The organism is Bradyrhizobium barranii subsp. apii (assembly GCF_011516635.5).
Taxonomy (GTDB): Bacteria; Pseudomonadota; Alphaproteobacteria; order Rhizobiales; family Xanthobacteraceae; genus Bradyrhizobium; species Bradyrhizobium barranii.
The window spans coordinates 7558248-7574837 of record NZ_CP096255.1 but is presented as its reverse complement, the minus strand read 5'-3'; the positions used below and the strand labels follow the sequence as shown (position 1 = coordinate 7574837).

Annotated in this window: 16 protein-coding genes; 10 read left to right on the top strand and 6 right to left on the bottom strand. The window is 64.0% G+C overall.

Features of this window, described 5'->3' with window-relative positions; translation table 11 throughout:
• Window positions 1-4 precede the first annotated feature (4 nt).
• From HAP41_RS36375 to HAP41_RS36355, 5 genes are all read left to right on the top strand, one after another.
• Complete coding sequence (locus HAP41_RS36375; protein ID WP_166084837.1) at window positions 5-1090, top strand: ABC transporter ATP-binding protein; 1086 nt, start codon at window positions 5-7, stop codon at window positions 1088-1090.
• Window positions 1090-2064: a carbohydrate ABC transporter permease gene (locus tag HAP41_RS36370; RefSeq protein WP_063985186.1), complete on the top strand. Its 975-nt coding sequence runs from the start codon at window positions 1090-1092 to the stop codon at window positions 2062-2064. The genes HAP41_RS36375 and HAP41_RS36370 overlap by 1 nt, the downstream gene beginning before the upstream one ends.
• Window positions 2064-2870 carry a carbohydrate ABC transporter permease gene (locus tag HAP41_RS36365; RefSeq protein ID WP_085398529.1) on the top strand — a complete coding sequence of 269 codons (807 nt, stop codon included), beginning with the start codon at window positions 2064-2066 and terminating at the stop codon, window positions 2868-2870. The genes HAP41_RS36370 and HAP41_RS36365 overlap by 1 nt, the downstream gene beginning before the upstream one ends.
• A 10-nt stretch (window positions 2871-2880) precedes the next feature.
• On the top strand, window positions 2881-3210 hold the full coding sequence (locus tag HAP41_RS36360; RefSeq protein WP_135216342.1) for a DUF2160 domain-containing protein: 330 nt from the start codon (window positions 2881-2883) through the stop codon (window positions 3208-3210).
• A 130-nt stretch (window positions 3211-3340) separates the two neighbouring features.
• Window positions 3341-5083, top strand: a complete 1743-nt coding sequence (locus tag HAP41_RS36355) for an ABC transporter substrate-binding protein (protein ID WP_166105572.1) — start codon at window positions 3341-3343, stop codon at window positions 5081-5083.
• Window positions 5084-5306: 223 nt separating this feature from the next.
• Here the strand turns inward: HAP41_RS36355 and HAP41_RS36350 are convergent, their stop codons facing one another.
• The 3 genes from HAP41_RS36350 to HAP41_RS36340 all read right to left on the bottom strand — a co-directional run bounded on the left by HAP41_RS36350 (window position 5307) and on the right by HAP41_RS36340 (window position 8493).
• A complete protein-coding gene (locus HAP41_RS36350; RefSeq protein WP_166084850.1) occupies window positions 5307-6407 on the bottom strand; it encodes an alkene reductase in 1101 nt (366 codons plus the stop codon).
• Window positions 6408-6580: 173 nt separating this feature from the next.
• Window positions 6581-7084: a DUF1993 domain-containing protein gene (locus HAP41_RS36345; RefSeq protein ID WP_135216344.1), complete on the bottom strand. Its 504-nt coding sequence runs from the start codon at window positions 7082-7084 to the stop codon at window positions 6581-6583.
• A 107-nt stretch (window positions 7085-7191) separates the two neighbouring features.
• A complete protein-coding gene (locus HAP41_RS36340; RefSeq protein ID WP_166084862.1) occupies window positions 7192-8493 on the bottom strand; it encodes a lytic murein transglycosylase in 1302 nt (433 codons plus the stop codon).
• Between the two features lie 334 nt (window positions 8494-8827).
• On the opposite strand from HAP41_RS36340, the gene htpX reads away from it, so the two are divergent.
• A complete protein-coding gene (gene htpX, locus HAP41_RS36335) occupies window positions 8828-9784 on the top strand; it encodes a zinc metalloprotease HtpX (protein ID WP_085398222.1) in 957 nt (318 codons plus the stop codon).
• A 149-nt stretch (window positions 9785-9933) separates the two neighbouring features.
• Window positions 9934-10575 carry a tetratricopeptide repeat protein gene (locus tag HAP41_RS36330; protein ID WP_028158277.1) on the top strand — a complete coding sequence of 214 codons (642 nt, stop codon included), beginning with the start codon at window positions 9934-9936 and terminating at the stop codon, window positions 10573-10575.
• A gap of 187 nt (window positions 10576-10762) precedes the next feature.
• On the opposite strand, the gene HAP41_RS36325 is transcribed toward HAP41_RS36330, so the two are convergent.
• Both HAP41_RS36325 and HAP41_RS36320 read right to left on the bottom strand, forming a co-directional pair.
• Complete coding sequence (locus HAP41_RS36325) at window positions 10763-11116, bottom strand: hypothetical protein (protein WP_071916202.1); 354 nt, start codon at window positions 11114-11116, stop codon at window positions 10763-10765.
• A 162-nt stretch (window positions 11117-11278) separates the two neighbouring features.
• Entirely contained in the window at window positions 11279-12085 is an 807-nt protein-coding gene (locus HAP41_RS36320; protein WP_085402494.1) for a hypothetical protein, read from the bottom strand.
• 224 nt (window positions 12086-12309) lie between these two features.
• Here HAP41_RS36320 and HAP41_RS36315 point away from each other — a divergent pair, with 224 nt between their 5' ends.
• The gene (locus HAP41_RS36315; protein WP_166084869.1) at window positions 12310-12603 is read left to right on the top strand and encodes an antibiotic biosynthesis monooxygenase; all 294 of its coding nucleotides are present in this window, start codon (window positions 12310-12312) and stop codon (window positions 12601-12603) included.
• Window positions 12604-12848: 245 nt separating this feature from the next.
• Here HAP41_RS36315 and HAP41_RS36310 read toward each other — a convergent pair whose 3' ends face one another.
• The gene (locus tag HAP41_RS36310; protein WP_063985175.1) at window positions 12849-14294 is read right to left on the bottom strand and encodes a helix-turn-helix domain-containing protein; all 1446 of its coding nucleotides are present in this window, start codon (window positions 14292-14294) and stop codon (window positions 12849-12851) included.
• Between the two features lie 241 nt (window positions 14295-14535).
• On the opposite strand from HAP41_RS36310, the gene HAP41_RS36305 reads away from it, so the two are divergent.
• A complete protein-coding gene (locus HAP41_RS36305) occupies window positions 14536-16170 on the top strand; it encodes an isocitrate lyase (RefSeq protein WP_085402495.1) in 1635 nt (544 codons plus the stop codon).
• A gap of 30 nt (window positions 16171-16200) precedes the next feature.
• Complete coding sequence (locus tag HAP41_RS36300) at window positions 16201-16410, top strand: DUF4170 domain-containing protein (RefSeq protein ID WP_008137787.1); 210 nt, start codon at window positions 16201-16203, stop codon at window positions 16408-16410.
• Window positions 16411-16590 lie beyond the last annotated feature (180 nt).

The following is a 16590-nucleotide window of genomic DNA, read 5'->3' as shown; positions in this document are numbered from 1 at the left end:
CGACATGGCCCGCATTGACCTCGTCGATCTCGCCCACTCTTACGGCGGCAATGATGCGCCGCAGGAAAGCTTTGCGCTGAAGCCGGTGACCATGACCTGGCGGCAGGGCGGTGCTTACGCGCTGCTCGGCCCGTCCGGTTGCGGCAAGACCACGCTGCTCAACGTCATCTCCGGCATCATCACGCCGTCGCGGGGGAAAATCCTGTTCGACGGCCAGGACATCACACCGCTGTCAACCCAGAAGCGCAACATCGCCCAGGTGTTCCAGTTTCCGGTGATCTACGACACCATGACGGTGGGGCAGAACCTGGCGTTTCCGCTGAAGAACCGCGGCGTGCCGAAGGCCGAGATCGACAAGCGCGTCGCCGAGATCGGCCGCCTGCTTGATCTTGAGCCCTATCTCAATCGCAAGGCGACGCGCCTCACGGCGGATGCCAAGCAAAAAATCTCGCTCGGCCGTGGCCTGGTCCGCTCCGACGTCGCCGCCGTGCTGTTCGACGAGCCGCTGACCGTGATCGATCCCGAGCTGAAATGGCAGCTCCGCTCCAAGCTGAAGGCGCTGCATCGCGAGCTCGACCTGACGATGATCTACGTCACCCACGACCAGACCGAGGCGCTGACCTTCGCCGACACCGTTGTTGTCATGCATGACGGCCGCGTGGTGCAGAGCGGCACGCCCGCCGAGCTGTTCGACAAGCCGGCGCACACCTTCGTGGGCTATTTCATCGGCTCGCCCGGCATGAACATCCTGCCGGCAGAGGTGAAGGGGCGCGAGGCGCGCATCGGCGGGAATGTCATCGCGCTCAACCGCAGCTATGACAGCCTGCCTGCCGGCGCCAAGATCGAGATCGGCGTGCGTCCGGAGTTCGTCGACGCCGTCGCGCCCGCACCCGGATTGCTCAGTGCGAAGATCGACCGCATCGACGACCTCGGCCTCATCCGCTTCGCGCGCGTCCGCATCGGCGAGGCCAAGATCGCGGCGCGCGCGCCGGCGGGCTTCACCAGCGCGGACGGCAGCGCCGGGCTGAAATTCGATCCGGCGCATGTCCACGTCTATGCCGACAGCCTTCTGGTGGAGGGAGCCGCCTGATGGACAAGACGGTCAACCAAAAAGCCTGGTTCCTGGTGCTGCCGGTGTTCCTGGTCGTGGCCTTCTCGGCGGTGCTGCCGCTGATGACGGTCGTGAACTATTCGATGCAGGACACCTTCGGCAACAACCAGTTCTTCTGGAACGGCGTCGGCTGGTTCAAGGAACTGCTCGATCCCTCGACCGATCTCGGCGGCCGATTCCTCGCCTCGCTCGGCCGCAATCTGTTCTTCTCGATGGTGATCCTCGCGATCGAGGTGCCGCTCGGCATCGTCATCGCGCTGTCGATGCCGCGCCAGGGCTGGACGGTGGCGGCCTGCCTCGTCATCCTCGCGCTGCCGCTGCTGATTCCGTGGAACGTGGTCGGCACGATCTGGCAGATCTTCGGCCGGCCCGACATCGGTCTGATGGGCTATGTGCTCAATGCGATCGGCATCGACTACAACTACGTCTCCAACGCCGTCGATGCCTGGGTTACCGTCATCGTGATGGACGTCTGGCACTGGACCAGCCTGGTCGCGCTGCTGTGCTACGCCGGCCTGAAGTCGATCCCCGAGGCCTATTACCAGGCAGCTCAGATCGACGGCGCCTCGCGCTGGGCCGTGTTCAAGGCGATCCAGCTGCCGAAGATGAACCGCGTGCTCCTGATCGCCGTGCTGCTGCGCTTCATGGACTCGTTCATGATCTACACCGAGCCGTTCGTGGTGACGGGTGGCGGACCCGGCAACTCGACGACCTTCGTGTCGATCGAGCTCGTCAAGATCGCGCTCGGCCAGTTCGACCTCGGCAAGGCCGCGGCGCTCTCGCTGGTCTATAATCTGATCATCCTGATCGTCTGCTGGATCTTCTATACCGTCATGACCAATGCCGGCGTCGAACGCAAAGTCCAGGCCGAGACCGAGCCGGCAACGGAGCCCAAGCCTTCGGCCGTGCTCAAGCCCGTGACTGCACTCAAGCCAAAGGAAGGAGTGGCCTGATGCACTCAATTCCCGGCCGCCGCGTCATCATGGCGCTGTTTCTGATCTTCCTGTTGTTGCCGATCTACTGGCTCGTCAACATGAGCTTCAAGACCAACGCAGAAATCGTCTCGACGATGACGCTGTGGCCGCATTCCCCGACGCTGCAGCATTACAAGCGCATCTTCACCGACGAGAGCTGGTACTCCGGCTACATCAACTCGCTCAAATACGTCGTCCTCAACACCATCATCTCGATCTCGGTGGCGCTGCCCGCGGCCTACGCGTTCTCGCGCTACCGCTTCCTCGGCGACAAGCACCTGTTCTTTTGGCTGCTGTCGAACCGCATGGCTCCGGCGGCGGTCTATGCGCTGCCGTTCTTCAACCTCTATTCGGCGATCGGGCTGTTCGATACGCCCTGGGCGGTCGCGCTCGCGCATTGCATCTTCAACGTTCCGCTGGCGGTGTGGATCCTCGAAGGCTTCGTCTCCGGCGTGCCGCGCGAGATCGACGAGACCGCCTTCCTCGACGGCTATTCCTTTCCGCGCTTCTTCATCAGGATCCTGGTGCCGCTGATCGCGAGCGGCATCGGCGTCGCCGCCTTCTTCTGCTTCATGTTTTCCTGGGTCGAGCTCCTGCTCGCGCGGACGCTGACCTCGGTGCAGGCAAAACCGATCGCGGCGATCATGACGCGTACGGTGTCGGCTGCGGGCATGGACTGGGGCCTGCTGGCCGCGGCCGGCGTGCTTACCATCATCCCGGGCGCGCTGGTGATCTGGTTCGTCCGCAATTACATCGCGAGCGGTTTCGCGCTCGGTCGGGTGTAGGGAGGCATCGATGGAATCTATTGCATGGATGGCCTGGACGCTGCCGACGGCGATCTTCTTCGTGGCGCTCGCCTCCACCCTCGCGGTCATGACGTACCTCGCCGCGGTCTATCCCGAAGCCGAGCGCGTCGGCGTGCTCAGCATTCCGACGACGCGGGGCGACCGCCTGTTCATCTCCCTGATCACGGCGGCCGTCATCCACCTTCTGTGGATCGCCTTCGCCGGCACCGATACACTCGCCACCCTGCCGATCGGCGAGGAAGGTTTTGAGATTTCGAGCCTCTGGCTCGCAAGTGGAATTTCGCTGGCCACGGCCGTGCTCATTTTTCGCACGGTCTGAAGCTCGCGAAGGGACGGCCAGATCCGGGGGCAACCCGGGCCTGTATAAAATTTTGTCGCTGCAACGGAGGAACAACATGCGACAGTTTAGGAGAAGGAAAGGTCCATTGACCAAGAATAGCTTTCTGACCATGTCCAGCGCCGCCGCCATCGTGGCGGTGTCGTTCGCCGTCTCGGCGCCGGTCCGCGCCGCCGACGACGCCGCGATCCAGAAGTGGATTGCGGAATTCCAGCCCTCGACGCTGTCGAAGGACGAGCAGAAGAAGGAGCTGGAGTGGTTTGCCAAGGCCGCCGAGCCCTTCAAGGGCATGGAGATCAACGTCGTCTCCGAGACCATCGCGACCCACGAATACGAGTCGCAGACGCTGGCAAAGGCGTTCTCCGAGCTCACCGGCATCAAGCTCAAGCACGACATCATCCAGGAAGGTGACGTCGTCGAGAAGCTGCAGACGCAGATGCAGTCCGGCAAGAACGTCTATGACGGCTGGATCAACGATTCCGATCTGATCGGCACGCACTTCCGCTACGGCCAGACCATCGCACTGTCGGATTACATGACCGGCGAGGGCAAGGACGTCACCGATCCCCAGCTCGACGTCAACGACTTCATCGGCAAGTCGTTCGGCACCGCGCCGGACGGCAAGCTCTATCAGCTGCCCGACCAGCAGTTCGCGAACCTCTATTGGTTCCGCTACGACTGGTTCACCAACCCGGACTACAAAGCCAAGTTCAAGGCAAAATATGGCTACGAGCTCGGCGTGCCCGTGAACTGGTCCGCTTATGAAGACATCGCCGAGTTCTTCACGAACGACATCAAGGAGGTCAACGGCGTCAAGGTCTACGGCCATATGGACTATGGCAAGAAGGATCCCTCGCTCGGCTGGCGTTTCACCGACGCCTGGCTGTCGATGGCCGGCAACGGCGACAAGGGCATCCCGAACGGTCTGCCGGTCGACGAATGGGGCATCCGCATGGAAGGCTGCCGTCCGGTCGGCTCCTCGGTCGAGCGTGGTGGCGACACCAACGGCCCGGCTGCGGTCTACTCGATCACCAAGTACCTCGAGTGGATGAAGAAGTATGCCCCGCCGCAGGCCCAGGGCATGACCTTCTCCGAGTCGGGGCCGGTGCCGGCTCAGGGCAACATCGCCCAGCAGATGTTCTGGTACACCGCCTTCACCGCCGACATGGTGAAGCCGGGCATCGCCGTGATGAACGCGGACGGTACGCCGAAATGGCGTATGGCTCCGTCGCCGCACGGTTCGTACTGGAAGGAAGGCATGAAGCTCGGCTACCAGGACGCCGGCTCGCTCACGCTGTTGAAGTCGACCCCGGCTGACCGCCGCAAGGCGGCCTGGCTCTATCTCCAGTTCATCGTCTCCAAGACGGTGTCGCTGAAGAAGAGCCATGTCGGTCTCACCTTCATCCGTGAATCCGACATCTGGGACAAGTCGTTCACCGAGCGTGCGCCGAAGCTCGGCGGCCTGATCGAGTTCTACCGTTCGCCCGCGCGCGTGCAGTGGACCCCGACCGGCAACAACGTGCCTGACTATCCGAAGCTCGCGCAGCTCTGGTGGCAGAACATCGGCGATGCGTCGTCCGGTGCGAAGACGCCGCAAGCCGCGATGGATGCACTCGCGGCTGCCCAGGACTCCGTCATGGAGCGTCTCGAGAAGTCCGGCGTGCAGGGCGCCTGCGGTCCGAAGCTGCACAAGAAGGAGACCGCCGAGTTCTGGTACGCCAAGGCCCAGAAGGACGGCACCATCGCGCCGCAGCGCAAGCTCGCCAACGAGAAGCCGAAGGGCGAGACGGTCGACTACGACACGCTGATCAAGTCGTGGCCGGCGTCCCCGCCCAAGCGCGCGGAAGCGAAGTAAGCGGCGCATAGCGTCATCAAACACGAAAGGCCGGGAGCGATCCCGGCCTTTTTTCTGGCGGATGTCGAGAATGGCGATTGTGCCGACTACACACTCGCTGTCATCGCCCGACTTGATCGGGCGATCCAGTATTCCAGAGACGGTCGTGATTGAACCGAAGAGCCGCGGCGTACTGGATGCCCCGCCTTCGCGGGGCATGACAGCGTCATGTGTGGAGAGGAAATTACTCCGCCGGCTCGGCCGCGAGCGTCGGATAATCCGTGTAGCCCTTGGCGCCGCCGCCGTAGAACGTGTTCTTGTCCCAATCGTTCAGCGTCGCGCCCGTCTTCAGCCGCTCGACCAGGTCGGGGTTGGAGATGAACGGCTTGCCGAACGCAATGAGATCGGCCGCGTTCGCGTCCAGCACCTTGGTGGCGAGATCGAAGTCGTAGCCGTTGTTGGCGATATAGGCGCCGGTGAAGCGCTTGCGCAGGCCCGCATAGTCGAACGGGGCGATGTCGCGCGCGCCGCCGGTGGCGCCTTCGACCACGTGCAGATAGACGAGCTTGAGTGCGTTGAGACCGTCGACGATGTGATCGAACAAGGCCTGCGGATTGGAGTCGGAGAGGTCGTTGGCCGGCGTCACCGGCGAGATGCGGATGCCGGTGCGGTCGGCGCCGGCCTCGGCGGCAACGGCCTTGGAGACCTCGAGCATCAGCCGCGCGCGGTTTTCGATGGAGCCGCCGTAAGCATCGGTGCGCTTGTTGGCGCCGTCCCTCGCGAACTGGTCGAGCAGATAGCCGTTGGCGCCGTGGATCTCGACGCCGTCGAAACCGGCCTCGAGCGCATTCTTGGTGGCGCGCTTGAAGTCGTCGATGATGCCGGGAAGTTCGGAGAGCTCGAGCGCGCGGGGCTCGGAGACGTCGGCGAAGGTACCGTTGACGAAGGTCTTGCCCTTGGCGCGGATCGCGCTCGGCGCCACCGGGGCTGCGCCATTGGCCTGGAGATCGACATGCGAGATGCGGCCGACATGCCAGAGCTGGATGAAGATCTTGCCGCCGCGCTCATGCACGCGGTCGGTGACCTTGCGCCAGCCGGCGACCTGGTCCTTGCTGTAGATGCCGGGCGTGTCCTGGTAGCCCTGGCCCTGCTGTGAGATCTGGCTCGCTTCGGTGACCAGGAGACCTGCGGAGGCGCGCTGGCCGTAATAATCGGCAGCAAACGGGCTCGGCACGAACGTGCCGGGCGCGGCGCGGTTGCGCGTCAGCGGCGCCATCACGAGGCGGTTTGCCAGCGTGATCGGGCCGAGCTTGTAGGTCTCTAGCAATTTGGTCGGGCGGCTCATGGGAATGCTTCCAGGCGGTGAGAGATCACGAACACTTGTGCATCGCGACATCAGGCGCAAGGGAGGAGCCATACGGAAAGTGCAGGCGAGCTACGCGGCCTGGCCCGCATAGCATGATTCATGTGCAATCCCGGCCATGACAGCGGATTTGCGCTGCCACGGCCTGCGATCCCTCAGTTCGCGCCGAGGAAATCGCGCTTGCCGATCTCGATGCCGTTATGACGCATGATGCCGTGAGCGGTGGTGGCGTGGAAATAGAAGTTCGGCAGCGAGACCCCGCTGAAGAACTGCTGGCCCTTGAGCGTCATGGTCCGGTCCGGGCCCGCCGGGAAGGTCACGTCCTTGGTGTCGGCGCCTTCGAACTGCTCCGGCTTGTACGATTTCACGTAGTCGATCGTCTTGGCGAGCCGCTGCTTCAGCTCCTCAAACGTCTTTTCCGTGTCGGGCATCGAAGGCACCTCGCTATGGGTCAGCCTGGCGCAGCCCTTGGCGGCGAAATCGCTGGCGAGCTGGATCTGCTTCGACAGCGGCAGCATGTCCGGGAAGAGGCGCGAGCCGAGCAGGACGCTCGGGTCGATCTTTTTGGCCGCGCAATGCGCCTCGGCTTTGGTGAGCAGGCCGGTCAGGCTGTTCAGCATTTGCAAGTACGCGGGGACGACGGCGTCGTGGAAGGACATGTGATGCTCGCTTGTGAATGGGAAATCTCAGGAGAAACCTGAGCCACTCACATGGGAGCATCACGGAAAATTACAATCGCGAGAGCGGCTTGTGCGGTGCGAAAATTCTACCGGATCATCCCCGCCGGCTGCGCCTGGGCCGTGCCGCCGCGCATCCGCGCGAGCAGCTCGGCGGTCGGCCAGGAATCGGCGGGCAGGCCGTATTTGATCTGCATCGCCTTCACGGCGGCGCGGCTCTGCTGGCCCAGCACGCCGTCGACCTTGCCGACATTGAAGCCGGCCTGGACCAGGAGCTGCTGCAATTGCTTGAGCTCGTTGAACGGCAGTTGCGCGACCGGTTGGGCCGGCTTGCGCATCGGAGCCGCGCCCGCGATGCGGGTGGCGAGATAGCCCGCGGTGGTCGAATAGATCAGCGAGTTATTCCACTCGGTGTAGGCCGCGAAATTCGCATACGCCATGAAGGCAGGTCCGTTGCGCCCCATCGGCAGCAGCACGGACGACGCGAGATTGTCGTTCGGCAGCGGACGGCCGTCGGGATAGGTGACTCCCAACTGCGACCATTTCGAGCGCGGCTGCTGCACCGTGAGGTCGGTCTGATCCCAGGGCAGGTTCTGCGGCACCTTGATCTCTTCGAGCCACGGCTCGCCGCGCCGCCACTTCAATCCGTTGGCGATGTAGTTCGCGGTCGAGCCGATCACGTCGTCCTCGCTGCGCAAGAGATCGCGCCGGCCGTCGCCGTCATAGTCGACGGCGTAGTTGACGTAATGCACGGGCAGGAATTGCGTCTGCCCGAGCTCGCCGGCCCAGGAGCCGACCATCTCGTCGGGTGTGAGATCGCCACGGTCGATGATCTTCAGCGCGGCGATGGTCTCGTTCACGAACATCTCCGAGCGGCGGCAGTCATAGGCCAGCGACACCAACGATTTCAGCGTCGGCAGATTGCCGATGTTAACGCCGAAATCGCTCTCGAGGCCCCAGAACGCGGCGATCACCGCCGGCGGCACGCCGTATTCCTTTTCGGCGCGCGCGAACGCAGCCGCGTGGCTCTTGATGTGCTGCTGGCCGTTCTGCATGCGATAGGGCGCGGCCATGCGGCCGGCAAATTCGGTGAAGAGCTGGCCGAACACGCGCTGGCCGCGGTCGCGATTGACGATGCCCTGGTCGTAGACGAGGTAGGGCGAGGCTTCCGATATCGTCCGCTGCGACACGCCGGCGGTAACGGCCTGCTTTTTCACGTCGGCCAGGAAACGATCGAAGCTCGCGCCATTGTGGCACGACGCCGCGCGCGGCGACGGGGTTGTGGCTTTGGGCGCGATGGGCTTGGCGGGCGGTGGCGCGAACTGGGCGGAGGCGGGGAGGGCGAAGGCGAGCAGAGCGGCGGCCGCGATCGCAAATCGGGTCTGGAGCATGAGCTTTCCGGCGGGGAGAAGGGCGCGTGTGGAATCTTGCTAAAGCTTAAGTGAATTGAGCGCCTCAAACCATCCCTTCGTCATGGCCGGGCTTGTCCCAGCCATCCACGCCTTTCGGGGCTTGTGTAGAGGAAGAACGTGGATGCCCGGGCCTTCGCCGCGCCGAAGCGGCTTCGGCCGCGCAGGCGGGACAAGCCCGGGCATGACGGAAATGCAATGTTGGGCATAGCCGCGGCCCCGCGACGCACCTTGAAACCTTGCACCCGGGCCGGGGTCATCCCTACCTGAATGGCGCCGGCCAGAGGTTTGCCCGCGGCCGCCCTGGGAGACGGCCATGAACTATCTTCGTACCGCAATGCTGCTCGCCGGCCTCACCGCCCTGTTCATGGGCGTCGGCTATCTGATCGGCGGCGCCGCCGGCGCCATGATCGCGCTCGTCATTGCCGCCGCGACCAATCTCTTCACCTACTGGAACTCCGACCGCATGGTGCTCCGCATGTACGGCGCCCATGAGGTCGACCGCGCCAGCGCGCCGGAGCTGGTCGGGCTCGTCGCCGAGCTTGCGGGCCGCGCCTCGCTGCCGATGCCGCGTGTGTTCGTGATGGACGAGGCGCAGCCCAACGCGTTCGCGACCGGGCGCAACCCGCAGAATGCCGCGGTCGCCGTCACCACCGGCCTTGTGCATCAGCTCAGCCGCGAGGAACTTGCCGGCGTGATCGCGCACGAGCTCGCACATATCAAGCATCACGACACGCTGCTGATGACTGTTACCGCGACCATTGCCGGCGCGATCTCGATGCTGGCGCAGTTCGGCATGTTCTTCGGTGGCCATCGCGACAACAACGGCCCCGGCATCGTCGGCTCGATCCTGATGATGATCCTCGCCCCGATCGGCGCCATGCTGGTGCAGATGGCGATCAGCCGTACCCGCGAATATGCCGCGGACAATCTCGGCGCGCGCATTGCGGGCCAGCCGATGTGGCTGGCGTCGGCGCTGCTGAAGATCGAAGGCGCCGCGCATCAGGTCCCGAACTACGATGCCGAGAGAAACCCCGCGACCGCGCACATGTTCATCATCAACCCGCTGTCGGGCCATGGTGTGGACAATCTGTTCGCCACCCATCCTTCGACGCAGAACCGTATCGCGGCGCTCCAGCAGCTCGCGGCCGAACTCGGCGCGCAGGCATCTCCGTCGGTCGGTGCCAACGAAAACTATCCGCCGCGGAGCCCGTGGGGGCAGTCGTCCTCACGCGGCCCTTCACCTGGTCCTTCCCGTGGCCCTTGGGGCTGATGCGGAACCGGCCGGAATCGCGCCCGGCTTTGTGACCAGCTTTTGTGACCTGGCGCACACCGGATGGTCCCGGCCGGTGTTAACACCATGGCGAGACTGTTCCTTCGAAAGGGGATGCGTGGCCGGTCCTCTGCCTGCCACGGTCGAAGATGACCAAAGCTGCGGTACCATTGTTGATCGTCCTGGGCGTGCTCATTGGCCTGTCCACGCACACGGTCGTCAATTGCGGGGACGAGGACGAGCCCGACATCTGCTCGGCGGTGATCGGATTCTCGCCGCTGCGGGGATCGCTGATCGCGTTCGCCTATGAAGGGCGCGGACGGATCGCGTTGCGCCACGGCGACTGGCGGCGGGCGATCGCGGATTTCGACGAGGCCATCCACCTCAATCCCAACCGCGCCTCGCTGTATCGCGACCGGGCGCAGGCGCGCCGGCAGAACGGCGACCTGGAGCTTGCCATCGAGGATTACGATGAGGCGATCGCACATGATCCCAGGCACGCCGCGCCCTATCACCAGCGCGGTCTGGCGCTCGCCGCCACCGGGGATCTCGATCGCGCCATCCTGAGCTACAACACGGCGGTCCGTCTCGACCCGTCGGATGCGCAGGCCCGCCTCGACCGTGGCCTTGCATTCCTCGCCCGCGGCCAGGCCGACGACGCCCGCGCCGATTTCGAAGCCGCTCTCGCGCTGCCGGCCGGCAAGGACGGCCGCACCCGCGACGCGGCCCGCGCCAAGCTCGCCGAGCTCGCGAGCGCCGAGCCGAACCAGGCCCCCGCGCCGAGGCGGTAGAGATATCTAGAGCCGCATTCGCCGCTGCGACCCTCTCCCCTTGCGGGAGAGGGTGGCTCGCCGCGATAGCGGCGAGACGGGTGAGGGGTATCTATCCTCACGAACAGTGTTGCGCGCGGAAACAACCCCTCATCCGGCGCTTCGCGCCACCTTCTCCCGCAAGGGGAGAAGGAAGAAAGCAGGGCGACTACTTCGCCTTCTTGGCTTTGGCCTTCTTGGCCTTCGCGGCCTTCTTCACCGGCTTCTCCTTCGCCTTCTTCTCCACCTTCGCCGGGATCGGCGTGCTGGCGACGAGGCGCATCGAGCGGGCGTAGCTGTCGGCGACGTTGTCGGCGGACATCTGGAGGCGCTTGGCGGCGGCGGTGGCCTGCTCCATCGTGGCCTTGGCCATCATCTTGAAGCGGTCGCCGGTCTCCTTGCCCTTGGCCTTGGCCGCAAGGCCGTTGAAGCGATCCCGGCGCTCCTTGGCGCGGGTCAAAAGGCCCGTATGCAGCTGTCTGGCCAGTTGCCGGATCACGACATCCAGGTCGGCGTCCGCCATGTTGTTCTATCCTCTTAAAACGGTATCGATGCGGGCGGGACTATGCAGATCGGGCCCCGCCTTGGCAATTCCCGGCGGTGCGTCATCCGCAGCTTCCGGTTACCAAACCAAAAAAGCCGCGCATTTTTGCGCGGCTTTCTGGGGTGGCTTGGCGCAGACGCCTTATTTCAGCGAGGCAACCGGTCCGCTCGCCGGTGCCGGATCGGGGTCGAAGCCGAACACGCCGACCAGATATTTGTAATAGTCCGGCATCTTCTCCTTGAGCGCCTCGCGCGACTTCGGGTCGTGGAATTCGCTCTTGCCGGCCAGGAAGATGCTGGCGGTCACGGCAAAGAATTCCATGGGATTCTTCATCGCATAGGATTCCTTGGGTAACATATCCTTGGACTTGGCAAGGGCGTAATAGCCGATCACGCCCTTGTTGGCGTAGCCGTCCGGCAACAGCCGCGCGTGATAGGCGTGCAGCAACTCGTGCAGCAGCACGGCTTCCTTCTCGTAGCGCATCATGTCCGGCCGCAGCATGATCACGCCGAGGCCCGAATCGACCGCGAGGTCGACGGCGTTCGGATTGGTCCAGCGCTGCTTGTCGGGGTCCCAGACCGTCAGCGTCCGGGGTGCGGTGCGCTGGATGTCCGGCGTGACCCGGCCGTAGCATGCGGTCGCGGCGCCTTCGTCGAGGCAGGCGAGCTCGCTCGCGACGATCGGAACGGTGTGGAAGAAGCGCAGCACGCGCGGCGACAGGCCGGAAGCTTCGACGACGTCGATCTGCTGCTTCAGATTGTCGGTGAGCTTGTCGACGTCCTTGCGCTCGGAATTCTCCGTCAGGTCGAACATGTAGCCGCGGTAGCTCTGGAAGCCCGGCGGCAGCGCCTGCGCTGCCCCGGCCGACGCGTCGAGCGATCCGGCATGGGATGGATTGGCGAAGAGCGCGCCCACAACGGTCGCGGTCAGCAGCAGCGCAACGCGCATGATGAACCCCCTGATGTCACTTCACCCGGCAGAATAGGCCGTCGCCGTTTGCGAAAAGTGAGTGGGGCGAGACTAAGGCACCGATGTTGAGGCGTGCTTAACCGTTGGTTGCAGATCGCGGGAATGGATTAGTGCCGGGTTAACCAAGCGTGGATTGGTCGCGCGCTTCGGCGTAGGATCGAAGCCGGGCACATGCCCGACAGCAATAGCCGGAGGAGGATGCCATGTATGCCGCCATCCGTCAGGCCAAGGCGAAAAGCGGGAGCGCCGAAGAGCTGGCGCGCCGCATCAAGGACGGCGCCGTTCCGATCATCAGCGACGTCGAGGGTTTCCGTGCCTACTACGTCGTCTATGCCGGCGACGACACGGTCACCGCGATCTCCATCTTCGACAAGTTCGAGCAGGCGGAGGAGGCGAACCGGCGCGCGATCGCCTGGATCGAGAAGGATCTGGGGCCGCTGCTTGCAGGGCATGCGAGCGCCGCAGCCGGGCCGGTGATTGTGCATACGCTGGCGTAGTTGGACGGATCGCTCTCGCCTCACACTCAACTGTCATCGCCCGGCTTGACCGGGCGATCCAGTACCCCGAGACGGCTGTGATCGAACCGATAAGCCGCGGCGTACTGGATGCCCCGCCTGCCGCCTACGCTAAAGCTTCGGCGCCCCTGGACCGCAGCCGCGGCGAAGCCTTGGCGTAGCCGGGTCGCGGGCATGACAGCGGTGGGTGTGGCTTGCGCCTTCCGCCAAAGGCGTAGCCGTGCCCCTCACAACTCCCGTGCATTCGAGAACGCGAAACTCGACACCCGTCTTGTCGTTTCGTCCAAAATCAGCGTGCGCGTGATCGGCGGCTCGGCGCGCTGGGCGCAGTTTTCGCGTTCGCAGAGGCGACAGTTGACGCCGATCGGCGTGCCCTCCGTTTTCTCCAAATCCAGGCCGGAGGCGTAGACGAGGCGGGCGGCGTGACGGATCTCGCAGCCGAGGCCGATGGCGAAGCGCGGCTGCGGCAGCGGATGCGGCGCAACGGGGCGGCGCACCATCTGCGCGATCGAGAAATAGCGCGTGCCGTCGGACAGCTCGATCACCTGCTTCAACAGGCGATCCGGCGTGTCGAAGGTCGAGTGCACGTTCCACAACGGACAGGTGCCGCCGAATTTCGAGAACGGGAACGTGCCGGAGGAGAAGCGTTTCGACACGTTGCCGGCATTGTCGACGCGCAGCAGGAAGAACGGAATGCCGCGCGCGTTCGGCCGTTGCAGCGTGGTGAGGCGATGGCAGACCTGCTCGAAGCCGGAATTGAAGCGCTGCGCCAGCACGTGGATGTCGTAGTTCAAGGCCTCCGCCGCGGCGAGGAAGGCCGGGTATGGCATCATCACGGCCGCCGCAAAATAGTTGGCGAGCGTGATGCGGAACAGGCGGCGCGGCGCGTCGTCGAGCGGGCCGGCGCGACCGATGATGGTCTCCAGGGCTTGCGCGCATTCGCCCAGGCCGAGCTGGAAGGCGAGCTGGAACGCGCGGCCGGGCGGATCCACCAGCTCGGAGATCAAGAGCTGGCGGCGATGGCGGTCGAAACGCCTGAGCGTCTCGCGCATCACGTCGACCGGCATGATGCGGGTCTGGATCGAATGCTTTTCGCGCAGGCGTGCGGATAGCGCGGCATAGAGTCCTTCGGCCGGCACGTTCAGTTCGTCGCGAAGCGTCTCCGCGGCCTGCTCCAGCTCCGGAAAATAATTGCGGTTGGCCTCGATCAGCTCGCGCACGCGCTCGACGGGATTGGCCTCATAGCGCGTGCCGACGTCGCGGTCGGCCATGTGCGCCGCGGCCAAGGTCTCGCCCTGGCGGGCCTCGGCATAGGCGGCATAGAGCCGTTGCAGCGCATGGGTGACGCCGGGACAGAGCTCGGCAAGGTCGCGCAGTTCCTGCTTGGGAACGTCGATCTGGCGGAACAGCGGATCGGAGAAGATCTCGTTCAGCTCGGCGAAGAAGCGGTCCTCGTCGGCGGTCGCGAGGTCGCGCAGGTCGAGATCATAGGTCTCGGCCAGCCGCAGCAGGATCTGCGCCGTCACCGGGCGCTGGTTGCGCTCGATCAGGTTGACATAGCTCGGCGAGATCCCGAGCCCCTCGGCGATCTGGGTCTGCGACAGCCCCAATTGCTGCCGGATCCGCCGGAAGCGCGGGCCGACGAACAGTTTTTTCCCTGATACGGCGGGCATTTTCAGATCTCCCAACGGAATAACAGGCACATCAAGGACAGTCTTACTGACCCATATTCTTTACAAGATTTACAAAATAACATCTATTACATGTTCTGATGTTACATGACATCACCATTCGAATACAAGGCCTCTGTACGAACTTCGCTTTCTGGCGTTTAGCTCATGACACGCATTTCGCAATGCACTGTCAAAAATGTCGATGACAAGTTGAGTTGTCATCAGCGAAAGGATCGAGCAGATGAATTACCAGCCCCGTGGCATCAACGCCCTGCAGAGCCCGGCCTCGTATCAGAGCGAGATCGAGGCAGCCCAGGCGCTCCTCAAGACCCAGCCGACCTGGAACGGGGTGTCCGCCGAGGCCGTCGCGCGCATGCGCCTGCAGAACCGCTTCAAGACCGGTCTGGACATCGCTCGCTACACCGCGGCGCTGATGCGGACCGACATGGCGGCCTATGACAACGATCCGACCAAGTACACGCAGTCACTGGGCTGCTGGCACGGTTTCATCGCCCAGCAGAAGCTGATCTCGGTCAAGAAGCACTTCGGCGGCAAGACCGATCGCACCTATCTGTACCTGTCCGGCTGGATGATCGCGGCGCTGCGCTCCGAATTCGGCCCGCTGCCCGACCAGTCGATGCACGAGAAGACCTCGGTGCCCGCGCTGATCGAAGAGCTCTACACCTTCCTGCGCCAGGCCGACTCGCGTGAGCTGAACGACATCTTCCGCAGCCTCGATAAGGCGCGCAAGGAAGGCGACAAGACCAGGGAGAAGGAGCTGATCGAGAAGATCGACAACTTCCAGACCCATGTCGTGCCCGTCATCGCCGACATCGACGCGGGCTTCGGCAACGCGGAGGCGACCTATCTGCTCGCCAAGAAGATGATCGAAGCGGGCGCCTGCGCGCTCCAGATCGAGAACCAGGTCTCGGACGAAAAGCAGTGCGGTCACCAGGACGGCAAGGTCACCGTGCCGCACGAGGTGTTCCTGGCGAAGATCCGCGCCTGCCGCCATGCTTTCCTCGAGCTCGGCATCGAAGACGGTGTCGTCGTGACCCGTACCGACTCGCTCGGCGCCGGCCTGACGCAGCAGATCGCCGTCAGCCACAAGCCTGGCGACCTCGGCGATCAGTACAACAGCTTCCTCGATTGCGAGGAGATCACGCCGGAGAACGCCCGCAACGGCGATGTCATCATCAACCGTAACGGCAAGATGATGCGTCCGAAGCGCTTGCCCAGCAACCTCTACCAGTTCCGTCCCGGCACTGGCGAAGACCGCTGCGTGCTCGACAGCATCACCTCGCTGCAGAACGGCGCCGACCTGCTCTGGATCGAGACCGAGAAGCCGCATATCGAGCAGATCGCCAAGATGGTCGACCGGATCCGCAAGGTGGTTCCGAACGCGAAGCTGGCCTACAACAACTCGCCGTCGTTCAACTGGACCCTCAACTTCCGTTGGCAGGTCTACGACGCAATGAAGGAAGCCGGCCAGGACGTCAGCAAGTACAACCGTGCTGAGCTGATGAAGCCGGAATACGACGACACGCCGCTGGCGAAGGAAGCCGACGAGCGGATCCGCACCTTCCAGGCCGACTCAGCCAAGCGTGCCGGCATCTTCCATCACCTGATCACGTTGCCGACCTACCACACGGCAGCGCTCTCGACCGACAATCTGGCCAAGGAATATTTCGGCGACCAGGGCATGCTCGGCTACGTGAAGAACGTGCAGCGCGCCGAAATCCGCCAGGGCATCGCCTGCGCCAAGCATCAGAACATGGCCGGCTCCGACATCGGCGACGACCACAAGGAATACTTCGCCGGCGAGGCTGCCCTGAAGGCGGGCGGCGCCCACAATACGATGAACCAGTTCGGCTAACGTACCACGCTATTCGACAGGAGACTGACAATGACCAAAGGCAGCAATTTCTGGGTGATCGGCGGCGAGTTCGGTTCGATGAACTTCCACAAGCTCGTGGAAGGCTCGGCCCAGGTGCAGGGTCCGTTCAAGACCCGCAAGGAAGCCGAGGATGCCTGGCGCTCGGTCTCGGAAGAGAACCGCCACAAGGCCGGCGTCCGCTTCTCGATCGTGGAAGAGCCGTCGCGGGTCTCGGCCTGACGGCTGCCTGACTAATTAAGAAGACGTCCAAGGACGGAGGGTCCCATCCGGCGCAAGCCGGGTGGGATCGTCTGTTTTTGGTACAGGTCAATCGGCTGTGGGCGCCGTAAGTCTCTGGAATTGTGGGCCCTTTGCGGACCGTTTGGTTGCTGATAGGTTAATGGCGTAAAGTCGAGCACG

Coding starts and splice junctions, on each gene's coding strand:
- HAP41_RS36375 (WP_166084837.1), top strand. CDS start 5: ATGGCCCGCATTGACCTCGTCGATCTCGCCCACTCTTACGGCGGCAAT.
- HAP41_RS36350 (WP_166084850.1), bottom strand. CDS start 6,407: ATGAGCCGCCCGACCAAATTGCTAGAGACCTACAAGCTCGGCCCGATC.
- htpX (WP_085398222.1), top strand. CDS start 8,828: ATGAACTATCTTCGTACCGCAATGCTGCTCGCCGGCCTCACCGCCCTG.
- HAP41_RS36325 (WP_071916202.1), bottom strand. CDS start 11,116: ATGGCGGACGCCGACCTGGATGTCGTGATCCGGCAACTGGCCAGACAG.
- HAP41_RS36320 (WP_085402494.1), bottom strand. CDS start 12,085: ATGCGCGTTGCGCTGCTGCTGACCGCGACCGTTGTGGGCGCGCTCTTC.
- HAP41_RS36355 (WP_166105572.1), top strand. CDS start 3,341: ATGTCCAGCGCCGCCGCCATCGTGGCGGTGTCGTTCGCCGTCTCGGCG.
- HAP41_RS36365 (WP_085398529.1), top strand. CDS start 2,064: ATGCACTCAATTCCCGGCCGCCGCGTCATCATGGCGCTGTTTCTGATC.
- HAP41_RS36370 (WP_063985186.1), top strand. CDS start 1,090: ATGGACAAGACGGTCAACCAAAAAGCCTGGTTCCTGGTGCTGCCGGTG.
- HAP41_RS36315 (WP_166084869.1), top strand. CDS start 12,310: ATGTATGCCGCCATCCGTCAGGCCAAGGCGAAAAGCGGGAGCGCCGAA.
- HAP41_RS36310 (WP_063985175.1), bottom strand. CDS start 14,294: ATGCCCGCCGTATCAGGGAAAAAACTGTTCGTCGGCCCGCGCTTCCGG.
- HAP41_RS36300 (WP_008137787.1), top strand. CDS start 16,201: ATGACCAAAGGCAGCAATTTCTGGGTGATCGGCGGCGAGTTCGGTTCG.
- HAP41_RS36340 (WP_166084862.1), bottom strand. CDS start 8,493: ATGCTCCAGACCCGATTTGCGATCGCGGCCGCCGCTCTGCTCGCCTTC.
- HAP41_RS36305 (WP_085402495.1), top strand. CDS start 14,536: ATGAATTACCAGCCCCGTGGCATCAACGCCCTGCAGAGCCCGGCCTCG.
- HAP41_RS36330 (WP_028158277.1), top strand. CDS start 9,934: ATGACCAAAGCTGCGGTACCATTGTTGATCGTCCTGGGCGTGCTCATT.
- HAP41_RS36360 (WP_135216342.1), top strand. CDS start 2,881: ATGGAATCTATTGCATGGATGGCCTGGACGCTGCCGACGGCGATCTTC.
- HAP41_RS36345 (WP_135216344.1), bottom strand. CDS start 7,084: ATGTCCTTCCACGACGCCGTCGTCCCCGCGTACTTGCAAATGCTGAAC.